Here is a 15,889-nt window from a genome sequence, read left to right on the forward strand (position 1 = left end):
AACTGATTTAACCCAAGGCATCCGATGGACAAAGGCATTCTCAAGAACGTAGCGATCAACTTCTTCGGGCTGGTGCTGCCGACTTTCGTCTCGCTTGTGACCGTGCCGTCGTATATCAAGCTGCTCGGTGTCGAGCGCTACGGCGTGATCAGTCTCGTGTGGACCTTGATCGGCTACTTCGGGATTCTCGATCTCGGCATGAGCATGGCCGCGCAGAACCACATCTCGAAGGCGCGCGCCTCGGGCGACAAGAGCGAGAGCGCACGCGTGTTCTGGAGTGCGACGTGGCTCAATCTCGCGACCGGCATCGTCGGCGGCCTGATCATCTATTTCGGCGCGTTTCTGTACACCGCGTACTTCACCAAGGTGTCGCCGGAGTTGCAGCATGAGGTCTATATGGCGCTGCCGTGGCTTGCGGTGGCGATTCCGATTGCCAACGTGTCGTGGGTGTTCGCTGGGGCGATCAACGGCGCGGAACGCTTTGGCGTCTACAACACCAATCAGACCATCGGCACCTTTCTGTTTCAGTTGCTGCCGCTTGGCGCTGCGCTGTGGATGGGGGCGACCTTGCAAAACGTGCTCGCCGCAGCGGTATTCGCACGGATTCTCGCCGCGATTCTGCTGGGCCGTTCCGCGCTGAAAGTACTGGAGATCCGCAGCATTCTTCCGCCGCAGCTCGGCGTGGCGAAGGGACTCTTCAACTTCGGCGGCTGGATGCTGATTGCGAGCGTCACCAACATGATCGCGGAATCGCTCGACCGCGTGATGCTCGGCACGAGTCTCGGCGCGCGCTTCGTCACGTATTACACGGTGCCGCAAAACCTCGTGACGCGGTTGAATATTGTGCCCACCGCACTGGTGCGCACGCTGTTTCCGCGTCTGTCTGCCGTGGGTCGCGCGGATGCAGACACCATTACGCAACAGTCGCTCGAGTTTCTTAACGGCGTGTTCACGCCGGTCGCGCTGGTCGCCATGCTCGTACTCGAGCCGTTCCTGCATCTGTGGGTCGGCAATGAGATCGCCACAGTGGCAGCGCCGGTAGGCCGGATCATGATCGTCGCCGTGTGGCTCGTCGGGCAGGCGAACGTTACGCGGATTCTGATCCAGTCGCAGGTCAATCCGGCCACTGCCGCGCGCGTCGGTTTGTTCGAATTACCCTTGTTTGCAGGGGCGTTGTGGCTTGGCATCACCCATTTCGGTTTGACCGGCGCGGCGATGGCCGTGGCCGGCCGGGCACTCTTTGATTACGCCGTGCTGCTGCGTCTGTCGGCGATTCGCGCGCGCCAGATCGCGCTCGACATGGTCGCCCACCTCACCTTTCTGCTGGGCAGCCTTTGGCTTGCCAGCTTCCTGCCGGGTCTCGCTTTGGCGATCGTCGCCGGCGTATTGATGGTCGGCGCGAACGTCGCCTGGTCAATCACGATGACACCCGCTTTGCGCGATCTTGCGCGTTCACTGCTGTTGCGACTGAATCCGAGGAAAAGCGCATGAACCACGAAGTCCTTGAAGAAGCCGTGCTGCAACCCACGACGCGCAGCGCACTGGCTGAACTCACCGCCGTTCCCGGTGATCAGGCGCCGCCGCGCCGCCCGGCGCAGCGCAGCGATAAGACGGTGCGTGTCGCGATCGTGCACGATTGGCTCGTCACCTATGCGGGCGCCGAGAAGGTGCTCGAACAGATTGTCGCGTGCTTTCCGGACGCGGACCTGTTCAGCCTCGTCGATTTTCTCGACGATCGCAGCTTTCTGCGCGGCAAGCCGGTCACGACCTCCTTCATCCAGAAACTGCCGCTCGCGCGCACGAAGTACCGCACGTATCTGCCGCTGATGCCGCTCGCGATCGAGCAGCTCGACGTGTCGGCCTACGACGTGGTGATCTCGAGCAGCCACGCGGTTGCAAAAGGGATTCTCACCGGCCCCGACCAGGTGCATATCAGCTACGTGCATTCGCCGATCCGCTATGCGTGGGATCTGCAGCATCAGTATCTGCAGCAGTCGAAGCTGACCGCCGGGCCTAAGTCGGCGATGGCGCGGCTGATTCTGCACTACATCCGCAACTGGGATATCCGCACATCGAATTCGGTGGACGGCTTTGTGGCGAACTCCGACTTCATCGCGCGGCGGATCAAGAAGGTCTATCAGCGCGAGGCGCAGGTGATCTTTCCGCCCGTGGATGTCGAAGCGTTTTCGCTGTGCACCGACAAGGATGATTTCTATCTGACCGCCTCGCGAATGGTGCCGTACAAGAAGATCGACCTGATCGTCGAAGCGTTCGCGAGGATGCCGGAGCGCAAGCTGGTAGTGATCGGCGACGGCCCCGACATGCAGAAGATCCGCGCGAAGGCGGGGCCCAATGTCGAGATCATGGGCTATCAACCGTTCAAGGTGCTCAAGGAAAAGATGAGCCGCGCGAAGGCTTTCGTGTTCGCCGCGGAAGAGGACTTCGGTATTTCAGTGGTCGAGGCGCAGGCGTGCGGCACGCCGGTGATCGCCTACGGCAAGGGCGGGGCGCTCGAAACCGTGCGCGATCTCTCTGAGTCGCGGCCCACCGGCATGTTCTTCGACGCGCAGAACGCTGAGTCGATCATCGCGGCGGTCGCGCGCTTCGACGATCACGTGAAGCGCTTTTCGCCGATGGATTGCCGCGCGAACGCCGAGCAGTTCTCCGCCGCCCATTTCCGCGAACGTTTCTTCGCCCATGTGCGGGCTTCGGTGCCGGCATTGCGCTCGGCGACGCTGCCGCCGTACGTCCCGTATAAAGCGGAGCCGGGTGCCAACGCGCCTCGCATTCTCGCAGTCGACCAGAGCGGCGTGCTCGGGGGCGCCGAGCTGTCGCTGCTGGAAATCGTTAAAGCCTTGCGCTCGCGCATCGAAGTCGTGTTGTTCGACGACGGCCCGTTCCGTACCGCGCTTGCCAAGGCCGGCGTGGCCGTCAACGTGCTGGACGCCGGCGCATTGCGCAAGGTCCGCAAGCAGGGTGGTTCCTTGCCGAAGGGCCAGGCGCTCAAGGGCTTGATGTCGCTCGTGCGCGCCACCGCGAAACGCGCGCGCGACGCCGAGGTGATCTATGCGAACACGCAGCGCGCGATGGTGATCGGCGCGATTGCCGGCAAGCTCGCGAGGCGGCCGGTGGTCTGGCATCTGCGCGATATCGTGAGTCCCGAGCATTTCGGCGGCAAGCAACTGGCGATCATCAAGTGGTGCGCGCGCCTCGGCCTCACGCACGTGATCGCCAATTCGGCGGCTTCCGCTCGTGCCTTCGCGGAGCTCACGCACTTCGACAAAAAGCGTATCGACGTCGTGTTCAACGGCATTTCCGCAGCACCGTTCGACGCCTTGCGCACGGTCCCGCAAGCGACGCTGCGCCGGCGCCTGAATTTGCCTCAGGACGCCTTTCTGGTCGGCTCGTTCAGCCGCCTCGCGCGCTGGAAGGGACAGCACGTGCTGCTCGAAGCGATGGTGCTCAATCCGCATATGCATGCGGTGTTGGTAGGCGCGCCGCTGTTCGGCGAGGACGCGTACGAGATCGAATTGCATGCCTTCGTCGCCGCGCACAACCTCGGCGGCCGGGTGCATTTCCTCGGTTTCCAGCACGACATACCGGCTTGCATGCGCGCGGTCGATGCAGTGGTTCATACGTCGATCACGCCGGAGCCGTTCGGCCGCGTGATCGTCGAGGGGATGCTGGCGCAGCGACCGGTGGTCGCGGCACGCGCAGGCGGCGTGCTGGAGATCATCGACGACTACGTGAATGGCGTGCTGTGCACCCCCGCTGACGCACATGGTCTCGCCGACGCGCTCGCTGAGTTGCGTTCGAACGACGACTTGCGCAACAGGCTCGTCAGGAACGGCTATCAGACGGCGTTGAGCCGGTTTGGGACATCAACGTATGTGGAAGGTGTCGAGCGGATTCTGAAGCGCGTGGCGGGGCGGTGAGGTGGCTTCGCGCGGGTGGATTGAGGCGGATGGTTGGCGTGGATGGTTAAACGCAGGGGTAGGCAGGGACTCGGCCGGTTCCTGTCGTTAGCGCAGCGGAGCGAAAGTCCTGAGGGCTTTCGCTCCGTTTTTTTCGTGCTGCGCGCCGCATGTGCAACGGGGTTGTACGACGCGGATCCTACGGCATGTTGTGTGCCCGCACACTTTTCCGAAGGAAGAAACCTGTTCCCGAACTGAACGTCGTGTTTCCCCGAGCCTTCTACCGCACCACTATCAAGCCTGCTTCACCGCAGCTTTCGGCTTGAAACTCGCCGACCACTTCATCGCCGGCAGCTCGACCAGCCGGTAGAACACGTAAGCCACCGGCACGGCCACCAGCATGTAGCCGAACGACGGCCAGATCGACATTTGCAGCGACGAGCGGAACAGGATCGACGATAGCAGCACGAAGATCGGCAGATGGATCAGGTATAGCGAGAAGCTGAAGTCGCCGAAGCGCGACAAAAAACGCACGCCGGGGGTATCGGCCTTATCAGCATTAGGGCGCTCAAGCGCCTTGTACAGGTAGAACGCGAAACCGACCGCCCAGAGCTGGAACGCACCGTACTGCCCGAAATGGAACGCCGCGCAACCGAGCGCGATGAACGCCGCAGCCAGCACGTAGAGCCAGGCCGACGAGCGCGCATCCGGAGTTGCACGGGCTTTCGCGTCGGCGATCCACGCGCCGAGCGTCCACGAAAACCAGTAGGACGTGAAGAACTGAATATCGTGGCGCTCGAGCACATAGGCGGACGCCACATTGATCACCGCGACGATCGCCAGCACGGACGTCATGCCCAGACGCCGGCGCAGCGCGAATAGCAGCGGGTAGATCGCGTAGAACTGCACTTCGAGCGATAGCGTCCAGAGCGCGCCGTTCGACCCATACGTCTTGCCGGCCACGCCTTGCAGCGAAAACAGGTTGACGAGGAACGCCTGCAGGCCGATCTCGCGGATCTTGTGATTGACCGGCGGCAACTGCAAGCTGACCCAGTCAAGTGCCAAAGTCAGCACGAGCGCCGCAAGCAGCACCGGATAAATGCGCGCAAAACGGCGCACCCAGAAATTGCCGGTGTCGAGCCGGTAGTCGGGATTTTTTGCGAGGCGCAGCGCGCCGCCACGATGTATGCAGTAACCGCTAATCACGAAGAAAATCGGCACACCGGCCGAGCCCCACGCAATCGGGAACGTCAGATAGGCAGCAATCGTACTGAGACTGAATGAATGGCCGACGCTTTGGTGAAAGGTCTGCATGCCGACCCATTCGACCTGGCGGCAGTGGAAATACGCGACCAGAAGCGCGGCGAAGCCCCGCATTGCGTCGATTACATGTTCCTTGCCGGCGCTGTCGGCGCGCGCTTCGCTCTGGGCGCGCGACGCGGCGGCCGGCCGTGATGGGGAGAGGGGCAGGGATGAGCCGGCGGCATCCAGTGCTGAGTCGCTCATGCGCGGTCCTTAATCTGAAGGAAGAAAAAGCTTATTCCCGGGCACGCCGTGCGCGCCCGCGGTGCATCACATGCTAGTGCACTGCGGCGGCAAAAAATCTATAAAAAATTGCGTACCGAATCGAATTAAATGGCGATTTTGTGACGAATTGTAATTGCGCATAAGCACTTGCTACGGCGAATTATTTGCCGGTTTTGTCGTGCTAATTTAAGGCATGGATTCTCTTGACCCGAGGTGAAGTCATGAACCTGCATTTACTCGCCGGCATTGCCGTGCTGCTGATCCTTGTCGCCGCCTCCGCCTACCGCGAGGCCCTGCGCAACGAGCCGATCCGCCGTTTTCGCATCAACCCGGGCAAACTGCCCCAACTCGACGAGAACGAATGAGCGGTGCCCGGGAGCGCCTGGACGCTTCCGCGATTCGCGTCCGGATTCGCTCGAGGCTCCCCGCTGTTCGCTGCGCCGGATGCGTAAAATTTTCGGAATTTCAGAAAATAATTTGTTCTCGATACGCAATTGTTTCCTGATGCATGTCAGGATCTGGGATATCGAAAGAGAATCGATTTATTTATTCGAATAAAAAATAATTCACGCATGAAATTGATTAATTTTTTTGTTAGTCTTTTCAGCGACATCGAGTGGCCGCCAGGCCCGCGACACACTAATTTCTAACCGATGTGGGAATGCCTACCATGCTGAAAGTCACCAAAGCCGTGTTTCCCGTAGCGGGCCTCGGGACACGATTCCTGCCGGCTACCAAAGCAAGCCCCAAGGAAATGCTGCCGATCGTCGACAAGCCGCTGATTCAGTATGCGGTTGAAGAAGCGATTGCCGCCGGCATCACCGAGATGATCTTCGTGACGGGCCGCAGCAAGCGCGCCATCGAAGATCATTTCGACAAGTCCTACGAGATCGAAGCGGAACTCGAGGCGCGCAACAAGCAGAAGCTGCTCGACCTCGTGCGCAGCATCAAGCCGGCCAACGTCGATTGCTTCTATGTGCGTCAGGCCGAAGCGCTTGGTCTGGGTCACGCGGTGCTGTGCGCCGAGAAACTGGTGGGCGAGAGCCCGTTCGCCGTGATTCTGGCTGATGACTTGCTGCACAGCTCGAAGCCGGTGATGAGCCAGCTCGTCGACACGTTCAACCACTATCACAGCTCGGTGATCGGCGTCGAAACCATCGCGCGCGAAGACAGCCGCTCGTACGGCGTGGTGGACGGCAAGGAGTGGGAAGACAATGTGATCAAACTGTCGGGCATCGTCGAAAAGCCGGCACCGGACAAGGCGCCGTCGAATCTCGGCGTAGTGGGCCGCTATGTGCTGATGCCGACCATCTTCAAGCATATCCGTGCGCTCAAGCCGGGTGCCGGCGGTGAGCTGCAATTGACCGACGCGGTGCAATCGCTGCTGACCGAAGAGCAGGTGCTCGCTTACCGCTACTTCGGCACGCGCTTCGATTGCGGCAGCAAGCTAGGTTATCTGAAGGCGACGGTGGAATTCGCGCTGCGTCATCCGGAAGTGAAGGCGGAGTTCGAAGCGTATCTGCAAACGTACATGCAGGCGAATATGCAGGCCAGCGTGCCGGCGCAGTACACGGCTGAAGCGGCTTAAAGCGGCTTAAAGCGGTTTCACGCAGAAGCAACGCGCAGCACTACCGCGCAAATTAAAACGGGCGCCACATCATGTGGCGCCCGTCTTTCTTATCGGCTTGGTTTTCAGGGCTATGACCCGGGTCCAAAAAATAGAGCACTTAGACCCGAGCCACGCCCCAAAAAGGCTTTACTGCGCCTTCTTTACTTCCAGCCGGAACTTGTGCAGCAACGGTTCCGTATAGCCGCTCGGTTGCTGACGTCCTTCGAACACCAGCGCCTGCGCGGCCTTGAACGCCAGCGTGTCGAAGCCCGGCGCCATCGGCTTGTAATGCGGGTCACCGGCGTTCTGCTCGTCGACCACCTTCGCCATGCGCCTGAAGGTCTCTTCGACCAGCTCACGCGTCACCACACCATGATGCAACCAGTTGGCGATGTGCTGGCTGGAAATACGCAGCGTCGCACGGTCTTCCATCAGGCCGACGTTGTGAATGTCCGGCACCTTCGAGCAGCCCACGCCTTGATCGACCCAGCGCACCACGTAGCCGAGAATGCCTTGCGCGTTGTTCTCAACCTCGCTGCGAATCTCGTCGGCGCTCCACTTCGCCTCGGCGACGACCGGAATCGTCAGCAGCCCGTCGAGCAGTTCATCGCGCACCTTCGCATAGTCCGTGCGTTCCAGTTCCTGCTGAACCGCTTGCACGTCGACCTGGTGATAGTGCAGCGCGTGCAGCGTCGCGGCGGTGGGCGAGGGCACCCATGCGGTGTTCGCGCCAGCCTTCGGATGCGCGATTTTCTGTTCGAGCATGGCGTGCATCAGGTCCGGCATGGCCCACATGCCCTTGCCGATCTGCGAGCGGCCACGCAGGCCCGCGCTCAAACCGACCAGCACGTTGCTGCGCTCGTACGCGGCAATCCATGCGCTCGACTTCATGTCGCCCTTGCGCATCATCGGGCCGGCTTCCATCGCCGTGTGCATTTCGTCGCCGGTGCGGTCGAGGAAACCCGTGTTGATGAACGCGACACGCTCGGACGCTTCGCCGATACAGGCGAGCAGGTTGACGCTGGTGCGGCGCTCCTCGTCCATGATGCCCATCTTGATCGTGTTGCGCGGCAGCTTCAGCAGGTCTTCGACGCGCGCGAACAGTTCGCTCGCGAACGCGACTTCGGCCGGGCCGTGCATCTTGGGCTTCACGATATAGATCGAGCCGGTGCGCGAATTCAGCTTGTGCTTGCGGTCGTGCAGCGCGCACAGCGTGGTGATCACGGCGTCGAGAATGCCTTCCGGAATCTCCTGACCGTCTTTGGTCAGCACGGCCGGATTCGTCATCAAATGACCGACGTTGCGAATGAACAGCAGCGAGCGGCCATGCAGCTTGACTGGCTTGCCGTCCGCGCCGGTGTATTCGCGATCGACATTCAGACGGCGCGTGAAGGTCTTGCCGCCCTTCGTGACTTCTTCCGTCAGGTCGCCGTTCATCAGGCCGAGCCAGTTGCGATAGAGCTGGACCTTGTCGTTAGCATCGACCGCGGCAACCGAGTCTTCGCAGTCGATGATCGTGCTCACCGCGGCTTCGACCAGCACGTCTTTCACGTGCGCCGAATCGGTCTTGCCGATCGAATCGTTCGCGTCGATCTGGATTTCGAAGTGCAGGCCGTTGTGCTTCAGCAGCACGGCGGACGGTGCACTCGCTTCGCCCTGATAGCCGATGAACTGTGCCGGCGTCTTCAGTTCGGTCTTGCCGTTCTTCAGCGTGACGACGAGCTTGCCGCCTTCGACGCTATAAAGCGTGGCATCGACGTGCGAGCCGTTCGCGAGCGGCGCGGCCTGATCGAGAAACTTGCGTGCATAAGCGATCACCGCGGCGCCGCGCACCGGGTTGAAGGCCTTCTGCTTTTCAGCGCCGTTGGTCTCGGGGATCGCGTCGGTGCCGTACAGCGCGTCGTACAGGCTGCCCCAGCGCGCGTTGGCAGCGTTGAGTGCATAGCGCTGATTCGACAGCGGCACCACGAGTTGCGGGCCGGCCTGTTCGGCGATTTCGGTGTCCACGTTGTCGGTCGTGGCTTTCACGCTAGCCGGCGACGGCACGATGTAACCGATGCCTTCGAGGAAGGCGCGGTACGCGCGCAGATCGCGCACCGGACCCGGATTGGCGCGATGCCAGGTGTCGAGTTCGGTTTGCAGGCGGTCGCGCTCGGCCAGCAGCGCACGGTTCTTGGGCGCCAGCTCGTGCACGAGGGCGTCGAAACCTGACCAGAATGCGGCGCTGTCGATACCGGTGCCGGGCAGGGCTTCGGTTTCGACGAACTGGTCGAGGTTGGCGGCGACTTGCAGTCCACCGCGCGTGTTCATCTGAGTCATCGACTGCTCCATCTCTGAATGGGACCGACGTGGGGGCATCGGTCCAAGTTGTGCTTCGTTTTTATTGCCGCCGCGTTGAACGGATTCCGAACGGACACCGAACTTAAGCGGCGATTGCTTGTTAAGCGGCGATCGCTTGAATACCCGCCTTGGCGATTTGTGCGTCCTGATCCGACTTGACGCCCGACACGCCGACCGCGCCGACCACCTGGCCGTCGACGATCACCGGCACGCCGCCTTCCAGCGTGCCTTGCAACGGCGCGCTCAGGAATGCCGTGCGGCCGTTGTTGATCATGTCTTCATATACCTTGGTTTCGCGGCGGCCGATCGCCGAAGTGCGGGCTTTTTCCGTCGCGATGTACGCGCTGGCTGGCGCGCTGCCGTCCAGACGCAGCATGCCGAGTTGATGGCCGCCATCGTCGACCACCACGATAGCGACGGCCCACTGGTTCTTCTCGGCTTCCGCGCGGGCGGCTTCGAGAATTCGGGTCGTTTCGGCAATGGTCAAGACGGGTTTGCTCAGCATAATGAATTTCCTGTTTCGTTTATGGTAGGGATGCTTCTACAAGTTCTATCCAGTGGCGCACCGGAGTGCGCCCGGCGCCGTTCAGATGTGTCTGGCAACCGATGTTGGCCGTGACGATCATCTCCGGCTTGCCGCTTTCCAGCGCATCGAGCCTGTTGCTCCGTAATCTTTCCGCAAGCTCCGGCTGGGTGATCGAATACGTGCCCGCCGATCCGCAGCACAGATGGGCGTCGGGCACGGCGGTGAGATCGAAGCCGAGCCGTTGCAGGATCGACTCGACCGCGCCGCCCAGCTTCTGCGCATGCTGCAACGTGCAGGGACAGTGAAACGCGATTTTCTGCTGCGCCTCACGTGGCAACTGCGGTGGCAACTGCCCTGGCAATTGATTCGCCTGTAACTGATCGAGCGGCTCGTTAGCCAATACCTCCACGAGGTCTCGCGTCAGCTCGCTGACCCGCTGCGCTTTTGACGCATAGCGAGGGTCGTGGCGCAATAGATGCCCATACTCCTTGACGAACGCGCCGCAGCCGCTCGCCGTTTGCACGATCGCTTCGGCGCCGGCCTCGATGGCGGGCCACCACGCGTCGATATTGCGCCGTGCCCGCGCGAGACCGGCCTCTTGCGCATTCAGATGATAATCGGTCGCTCCGCAGCAGCCGGCCCGCCGGGCATTCACGATGCTGATGCCTAGCCGGTCCAGCACGCGCGCGGCGGCCGCGTTGGTGTTCGGTGACAGCGCGGGTTGCACGCAGCCTTCCAGCATCAGCATTTTGCGCGGATGCCGCGGCGCCGGCCTCGGGTTTGTCCGAGCGCTTCGCTTGGGGATTTTACGTCCAAGCGCGGCCGGAAGAAACGGCCGCATGGCCCGGCCGGTTTTGAGCAGCGCGTCGAACACCGCCGGATTCGGGATCACCCGGCGCAAACCCTCGCGCAGCAGGCGTTCCGAGGCGGGCCGAACAATCCGCCGCTCCAGTTCGGCGCGGCCGATATCCAGCAGCGCATGGTAGGTGACACCCGACGGACAGGTGGTTTCACAGTTGCGGCAGCTCAGGCAGCGGTCGAGGTGCAACTGGGTTTTCTGCGTGACCGGCTCGCCTTCCAGCATCTGCTTGATCAGATAAATACGGCCGCGCGGGCCGTCGAGTTCATTGCCGAGCAGCTGATAGGTCGGGCAGGTTGCGTTGCAGAAACCGCAATGCACGCACGCGCGCAAGATCTGTTCGGCTTCGTCGGCGCGCGACAGGGTTTTGGCGGCGTCGCTGAGATTGGTTTGCATGGTGTCGTTCGCCTTCAGGGCTTCACAGGTCGAGGTTCACAGGCCGGCATTCACAGGCCGGCATAAAGGCGGCCGGGGTTGAAGAGGCCGCGCGGGTCGAGTTGCTGCTTCAACTGCTGATGAAAGCGCAGCAGCGCTTCCGGCAGCGGCGTGAACGGCTCGGCGTCCACACGCGGCGTGAAGCAGGTTGCGTGGCCGCCTGCGGCGTGCGCGATCTGGCGGATCGTTGCACCCGGGGCGTCGCTTTTGAGCCAGCGCTGCGCGCCAGCCCAGTCGAGCAGCGTGTCCCCTGGCAAGCGGGTCAGCGGCGAAGCATTCGGCAGCGAGAGGCGCCACAAGGGGCGCGGGTCGTCGAAAAACGCCAGACGGTGCTCGCGCAAGGCGTCCCAGAACCGCAGATCGAGTTCGGTGCCGCCGATGCGATCCACGGCCGAGGCCACTGACCCCATGCCACCTTCGAGCCGCACATGCAGACGGCCGTCGACGTGGCAGGCGCCGCTGACCGGCAACACGGCGCGGCGCCACGCCGACAGTTCACGAAGCGCTTCGTCCGCATCGAGATCGAGCGTGAGACTGCCGACCGCGCGCGGCTTCGGCAACACCTTGAGCGACACTTCGGTGATCAGGCCGAGGCAGCCGAAGCTGCCGGCAAGCAGACGCGAGACGTCGTAGCCAGCGACGTTCTTCATCACTTCGCCGCCGAAGCGCAGATGCTTCGCCTGCCCGGTGATGACGCGGCAACCCAGTACAAAGTCGCGTACCGCACCGGACCACGGCCGGCGCGGACCGGCGAGGCCGGCAGCGACCATCCCGCCGACGGTGGCCGTGCCGTCGAAGGTCGGCGGCTCACAGGGCAGCATCTGACCGGCCGCGTCGAGCACGGCATTCAGTTCAGCGACAGGCGTGCCGGCACGTGCGGTGATCACGAGTTCAGTCGGGTCATAGCTGACCACACCGCGATGCGAGCGTGTGTCGATCGGTGTGCCTTGCACCGGGCGGCCGAGGAATGCCTTGCTGTTGCCGCCGCGAATCCTCAGGGGCGTACCGCTTGCCCATGCTTGCGAGACTTCGGCGACGAGCCGTTCGCTATCGTCCATCGATATCGGTTCGATCAGCATCAGAAACGCTCCAGTTCAGGAAAGGGCAGTGCGCCGTGGTGGACATGCATCGAGCCGAATTCGGCGCAGCGGTGCAGGGTCGGCACGTTCTTGCCGGGGTTCAGGAGGCCGCCTGGATCGAAAGCGGCTTTCAGCGCGTGAAAGAAGCTCAGTTCGTCGCTATTGAACTGCGCGCACATCTGGTTGATCTTTTCGCGGCCCACGCCGTGTTCGCCGGTAATGCTGCCGCCCACCGCCACGCACAGTTCGAGGATCTTCGCGCCGAGGGTTTCGGCGCGTTCGGTCTCGCCGGGCGCGTTGGCGTCGAACAGGATCAGCGGATGCATGTTGCCGTCGCCGGCATGGAAGACGTTGGCCACGCGCAAGCCATATTCGTTTGAGAGATCCTCGATGCCTTTGAGCACGCGCGGTAACTCGCGGCGCGGGATCGTGCCGTCCATGCAGTAGTAGTCCGGCGAGATGCGGCCCACCGCCGGGAATGCGTTCTTGCGGCCGGCCCAGAAACGCTGGCGTTCGGCTTCGTCTTTCGCGAGCCGGATGTCGGTTGCGCCCGCCGCGCGCAGCAGCGCTTCGACGCATTCCACATCTTCCCGCACGTCGCTTTCCACCCCGTCGACTTCGCACAGCAGGATCGCTTCAGCATCGACCGGATAGCCGGCGTGGATGAAGTCTTCCGCGGCGCGGATCGTGAGGTTGTCCATCATTTCGAGGCCGCCGGGGATCACGCCCGCACCGATGATCTGTGCGACCGCGGCGCCCGCTTTCTCGACGTCGTCGAAACTGGCGAGCAGCACCTTTGCGCTTTGCGGCTTGGTGAGCAGCTTCACGGTGACTTCGGTGACGATGCCGAGCATGCCTTCCGAGCCCGTGAAAAGCGCGAGGAAGTCGAAGCCGGGTGCGTCCAACGCATCCGAGCCGAGCGTGATGCGCTCGCCGTCGATGGTAAGAATCTCGAGCTTCAGGATGTTGTTGACGGTCAGTCCGTACTTCAGGCAGTGCACGCCGCCCGCGTTTTCCGCGACGTTGCCGCCGATCGAGCACGCAATCTGCGACGAGGGGTCCGGCGCGTAATACATGCCATAGGGCGCGGCGGCCTGCGAGATCGCGAGGTTGCGCACGCCGGGTTGCACGCGGGCAATGCCGGCCTCGGGATCGACTTCGAGAATCCGGTTAAAGCGCGCCATCACCAGCAGAATGCCTTTCTCCAGCGGCAGTGCACCGCCCGACAAACCGGTGCCGGCGCCGCGCGCGACCACGGGAATCTTTTGGGCATTGGCGAATGTCAGCAGCGCCTCGACCTGTTCGACCTTGTCGGGCAGGGCGACCAGCATCGGCGTCGCGCGATAGGCGGCGAGGCCGTCGCATTCGAACGGACGCAAATCTTCCTGTTCATAAAGGAGTTGCAGATCGGGGATCAGCGTTTGCAGCTGCGCGACGACTGTGGATTTGTCGTGCGTCGCGAGCGCGCCGTCGATGCGTTCGTCGTAGTGATAGCTCATGGGGGGTCTCCTGGAGCCGCGCTAACCTGGCGGTCAGACCCGTGGGCACGGGCGCGCAAGCGTGTTTCAGGCTGGATTGTTGCGGCTGTGGGAGTCGCTGTCGACCGGTTCGGAAGGTGGTCGTACCAGTTTTTGATTTGATGGTTTCAGAGACGGTAGGCCGGATTGATTGATGTGTATGGGTTACAGCGGACGTATCTGGCTCCCGCGTGTTAGCATTCCAAGGTGGTCATACCAGTTGGAATTGAAATGCAGACAGTGGATCAGGAAAGCTCGCGGCAGGTGGCGGACGTCGTTGCCGAGCGTATCGAACGATTGATCGTCGACGGTGTGCTGAAAACGGGGCAGGCGCTGCCCTCTGAACGGCGCCTTACCGACAAGCTCGGCGTATCGCGCACGGCGCTGCGCGAAGGGCTCAAGCTCCTGCGGGCGCGCGGCATCATCGAGACCTCGCACGGCAAGGGCTCGTTTGTCGCCAGCCTCACCGCACAACCCACGCTCACGCCGATGATGCATCTGCTCGGCTCGCAGCCGCGCACGCTCTACGATCTGTTCGAAGTGCGCGCCTTGCTCGAAGCGGAATCCGCACGGCTTGCGGCGCTGCGCGGCACGCCCGCGGACTTCGTGCTGATCACGCGCCGCTATGAGGAAATGCTCGCGGCGCACGGCAAGGAGACGAGTGCGTCCACCCACGCGCGGCTCGATCATGCGTTTCACCTCGCGATCTGCGAGGCCTCGCACAACCCGGTGCTGGTGCATACCTTGAGTACCCTGACCGATCTGTTATTGAGTTCGGTGTTCGCGTCGGTGAACAATCTCTATCACCGCGAGCCGCAAAAACGGGTAATCGATCGTCAGCATGCGCGGCTCTACAACGCCGTGACCGGCAAGCTGCCTGAACAGGCGCGCAAGGCCGCGGCCGATCATATCGACAGCGTATGCGCGAACCTACGGGAAATCGAACAGGAAGAGCAGCGGCTCGTGCGCGCAACGCTGCGGCTGGAGGGCTGGGAATAGTGGCGCAGCGGTTTCCGCGTGAAGCCGCGAAGTAACCGGCGCAGCGTTTTCAGCGCAGGCAATGGAGACGGATGCCATAACGCCGCCGATATGACGCGCCGTATGCGCTTTACAATCGAGCATTAACACAAGAAATCGCGTGCTCCCCACGCGCCAAACCATGCCTATCATCAGCGAGCTTTTCGTCTATCCAATCAAATCCTGCGCCGGCATTGCGCTCAATGAAGCGCGCCTGCTAGCCACCGGCCTCGAATACGATCGATGCTGGATGGTCACCGACCCGAGCGGTGCAATGCTCACGCAGCGCGCGTATCCACGCATGGCGCTGATCAAGGTTGAGATCGGTGAACATGAACTCGTGATCCGCGCTCCGGGCATGAGCGAGTTGCGTACGCCGCTCGACGCCGCCGGACTCAGCGCGCCGCAAAAGGTGCAAACCGCGGTTTGGCGCGACGCGGCCTACGGGCTTGACACCGGCGAAGAAAGCGCCACATGGTTTTCAGCGTTTCTTGGCGTGCCGGCGCGGCTTCTGCGCTTCAATCCCGAACGCGAACGGATTGTCGATCCGGAGTACACCGGCAGCGTCGGCGGGGCCACCACGCATTTCGCCGATGGTTTTCCGCTGCTGGTGATCGGCCAGGCTTCGCTCGACGATCTGAATGTGCGTTTGAACAGCAAGGGCGCACCGTCGATTCCGATCGACCGGTTTCGCCCCAACGTCGTGCTGACGGGGCTCGAGGCTTACGAAGAGGATTATGTCGAGAGTCTGAGCGCCGACGGGACCGAGGATCAGGCGGTGCAGTTGCAACTGGTCAAGCCGTGCTCGCGCTGTCCGATGCCGACCATCGATCAGGCGAAGGGCGCGCCCGATCCCGATTGGCCGAACGAACCCACCGACACCATGAGCCTCTACCGGGCGAATCCGCAGCGAAACGGTGCGTTGACGTTCGGCAACAATGCAATTGTCGCGCGCGGTGCCGGGACGTGGCTGCGTGTCGGGCAAGCGGTCGAGGCCGAATTGGGCTTCGGCGATTAGGCTCAGGCTCAGGCCGGCACTGCGTTGCACGCCTGGATCGGCGCGCAG

12 protein-coding genes are annotated in these 15,889 nt (G+C 62.4%); 6 read left to right on the top strand and 6 right to left on the bottom strand.

Going from position 1 to position 15,889, the window contains the following annotated elements; all coding sequences use genetic code 11:
- Positions 1–24 precede the first annotated feature (24 nt).
- Both HHL24_RS19495 and HHL24_RS19500 read left to right on the top strand, forming a co-directional pair.
- On the top strand, positions 25–1,491 hold the full coding sequence (locus tag HHL24_RS19495; protein WP_169487058.1) for a flippase: 1,467 nt from the start codon (positions 25–27) through the stop codon (positions 1,489–1,491).
- Positions 1,488–3,935, top strand: coding sequence for a glycosyltransferase family 4 protein (locus HHL24_RS19500; RefSeq protein WP_169487059.1), 2,448 nt, complete (start codon positions 1,488–1,490; stop codon positions 3,933–3,935). The genes HHL24_RS19495 and HHL24_RS19500 overlap by 4 nt, the downstream gene beginning before the upstream one ends.
- 273 nt (positions 3,936–4,208) lie before the next feature.
- Here HHL24_RS19500 and HHL24_RS19505 read toward each other — a convergent pair whose 3' ends face one another.
- Positions 4,209–5,420 (bottom strand): acyltransferase family protein, encoded by a 1,212-nt coding sequence (locus HHL24_RS19505; RefSeq protein WP_169487060.1) that lies wholly within the window; start codon positions 5,418–5,420, stop codon positions 4,209–4,211.
- 242 nt (positions 5,421–5,662) lie between these two features.
- On the opposite strand from HHL24_RS19505, the gene HHL24_RS19510 reads away from it, so the two are divergent.
- Both HHL24_RS19510 and galU read left to right on the top strand, forming a co-directional pair.
- On the top strand, positions 5,663–5,806 hold the full coding sequence (locus HHL24_RS19510) for a hypothetical protein (protein WP_167346791.1): 144 nt from the start codon (positions 5,663–5,665) through the stop codon (positions 5,804–5,806).
- A 305-nt stretch (positions 5,807–6,111) separates the two neighbouring features.
- Positions 6,112–7,029, top strand: coding sequence for a UTP--glucose-1-phosphate uridylyltransferase GalU (gene galU, locus HHL24_RS19515; RefSeq protein ID WP_169487061.1), 918 nt, complete (start codon positions 6,112–6,114; stop codon positions 7,027–7,029).
- Between the two features lie 168 nt (positions 7,030–7,197).
- On the opposite strand, the gene HHL24_RS19520 is transcribed toward galU, so the two are convergent.
- The 5 genes from HHL24_RS19520 to glcD form a co-directional block, all read right to left on the bottom strand.
- Positions 7,198–9,369, bottom strand: coding sequence for a malate synthase G (locus HHL24_RS19520; RefSeq protein WP_169487062.1), 2,172 nt, complete (start codon positions 9,367–9,369; stop codon positions 7,198–7,200).
- A gap of 121 nt (positions 9,370–9,490) precedes the next feature.
- The gene (locus HHL24_RS19525) at positions 9,491–9,895 is read right to left on the bottom strand and encodes a heme-binding protein (protein WP_169487063.1); all 405 of its coding nucleotides are present in this window, start codon (positions 9,893–9,895) and stop codon (positions 9,491–9,493) included.
- 19 nt (positions 9,896–9,914) lie between these two features.
- Entirely contained in the window at positions 9,915–11,171 is a 1,257-nt protein-coding gene (gene glcF, locus HHL24_RS19530; protein ID WP_169487064.1) for a glycolate oxidase subunit GlcF, read from the bottom strand.
- 50 nt (positions 11,172–11,221) lie between these two features.
- Entirely contained in the window at positions 11,222–12,289 is a 1,068-nt protein-coding gene (gene glcE, locus HHL24_RS19535) for a glycolate oxidase subunit GlcE (RefSeq protein WP_169487065.1), read from the bottom strand.
- The gene (glcD, locus tag HHL24_RS19540) at positions 12,289–13,788 is read right to left on the bottom strand and encodes a glycolate oxidase subunit GlcD (RefSeq protein ID WP_169487066.1); all 1,500 of its coding nucleotides are present in this window, start codon (positions 13,786–13,788) and stop codon (positions 12,289–12,291) included. The genes glcE and glcD overlap by 1 nt, the downstream gene beginning before the upstream one ends.
- Positions 13,789–14,037: 249 nt before the next feature.
- On the opposite strand from glcD, the gene glcC reads away from it, so the two are divergent.
- Positions 14,038–14,805, top strand: a complete 768-nt coding sequence (glcC, locus tag HHL24_RS19545) for a transcriptional regulator GlcC (protein ID WP_169487067.1) — start codon at positions 14,038–14,040, stop codon at positions 14,803–14,805.
- A 160-nt stretch (positions 14,806–14,965) separates the two neighbouring features.
- Complete coding sequence (locus HHL24_RS19550; RefSeq protein WP_169487068.1) at positions 14,966–15,841, top strand: MOSC domain-containing protein; 876 nt, start codon at positions 14,966–14,968, stop codon at positions 15,839–15,841.
- The last annotated feature ends 48 nt before the right edge of the window (positions 15,842–15,889 follow it).

It is taken from the genome of Paraburkholderia polaris (assembly GCF_012927345.1).
GTDB classification, from domain to species: Bacteria; Pseudomonadota; Gammaproteobacteria; order Burkholderiales; family Burkholderiaceae; genus Paraburkholderia; species Paraburkholderia polaris.

Coding starts and splice junctions, on each gene's coding strand:
- HHL24_RS19495 (WP_169487058.1), top strand. CDS start 25: ATGGACAAAGGCATTCTCAAGAACGTAGCGATCAACTTCTTCGGGCTG.
- HHL24_RS19500 (WP_169487059.1), top strand. CDS start 1,488: ATGAACCACGAAGTCCTTGAAGAAGCCGTGCTGCAACCCACGACGCGC.
- HHL24_RS19505 (WP_169487060.1), bottom strand. CDS start 5,420: ATGAGCGACTCAGCACTGGATGCCGCCGGCTCATCCCTGCCCCTCTCC.
- HHL24_RS19510 (WP_167346791.1), top strand. CDS start 5,663: ATGAACCTGCATTTACTCGCCGGCATTGCCGTGCTGCTGATCCTTGTC.
- galU (WP_169487061.1), top strand. CDS start 6,112: ATGCTGAAAGTCACCAAAGCCGTGTTTCCCGTAGCGGGCCTCGGGACA.
- HHL24_RS19520 (WP_169487062.1), bottom strand. CDS start 9,369: ATGACTCAGATGAACACGCGCGGTGGACTGCAAGTCGCCGCCAACCTC.
- HHL24_RS19525 (WP_169487063.1), bottom strand. CDS start 9,895: ATGCTGAGCAAACCCGTCTTGACCATTGCCGAAACGACCCGAATTCTC.
- glcF (WP_169487064.1), bottom strand. CDS start 11,171: ATGCAAACCAATCTCAGCGACGCCGCCAAAACCCTGTCGCGCGCCGAC.
- glcE (WP_169487065.1), bottom strand. CDS start 12,289: ATGCTGATCGAACCGATATCGATGGACGATAGCGAACGGCTCGTCGCC.
- glcD (WP_169487066.1), bottom strand. CDS start 13,788: ATGAGCTATCACTACGACGAACGCATCGACGGCGCGCTCGCGACGCAC.
- glcC (WP_169487067.1), top strand. CDS start 14,038: ATGCAGACAGTGGATCAGGAAAGCTCGCGGCAGGTGGCGGACGTCGTT.
- HHL24_RS19550 (WP_169487068.1), top strand. CDS start 14,966: ATGCCTATCATCAGCGAGCTTTTCGTCTATCCAATCAAATCCTGCGCC.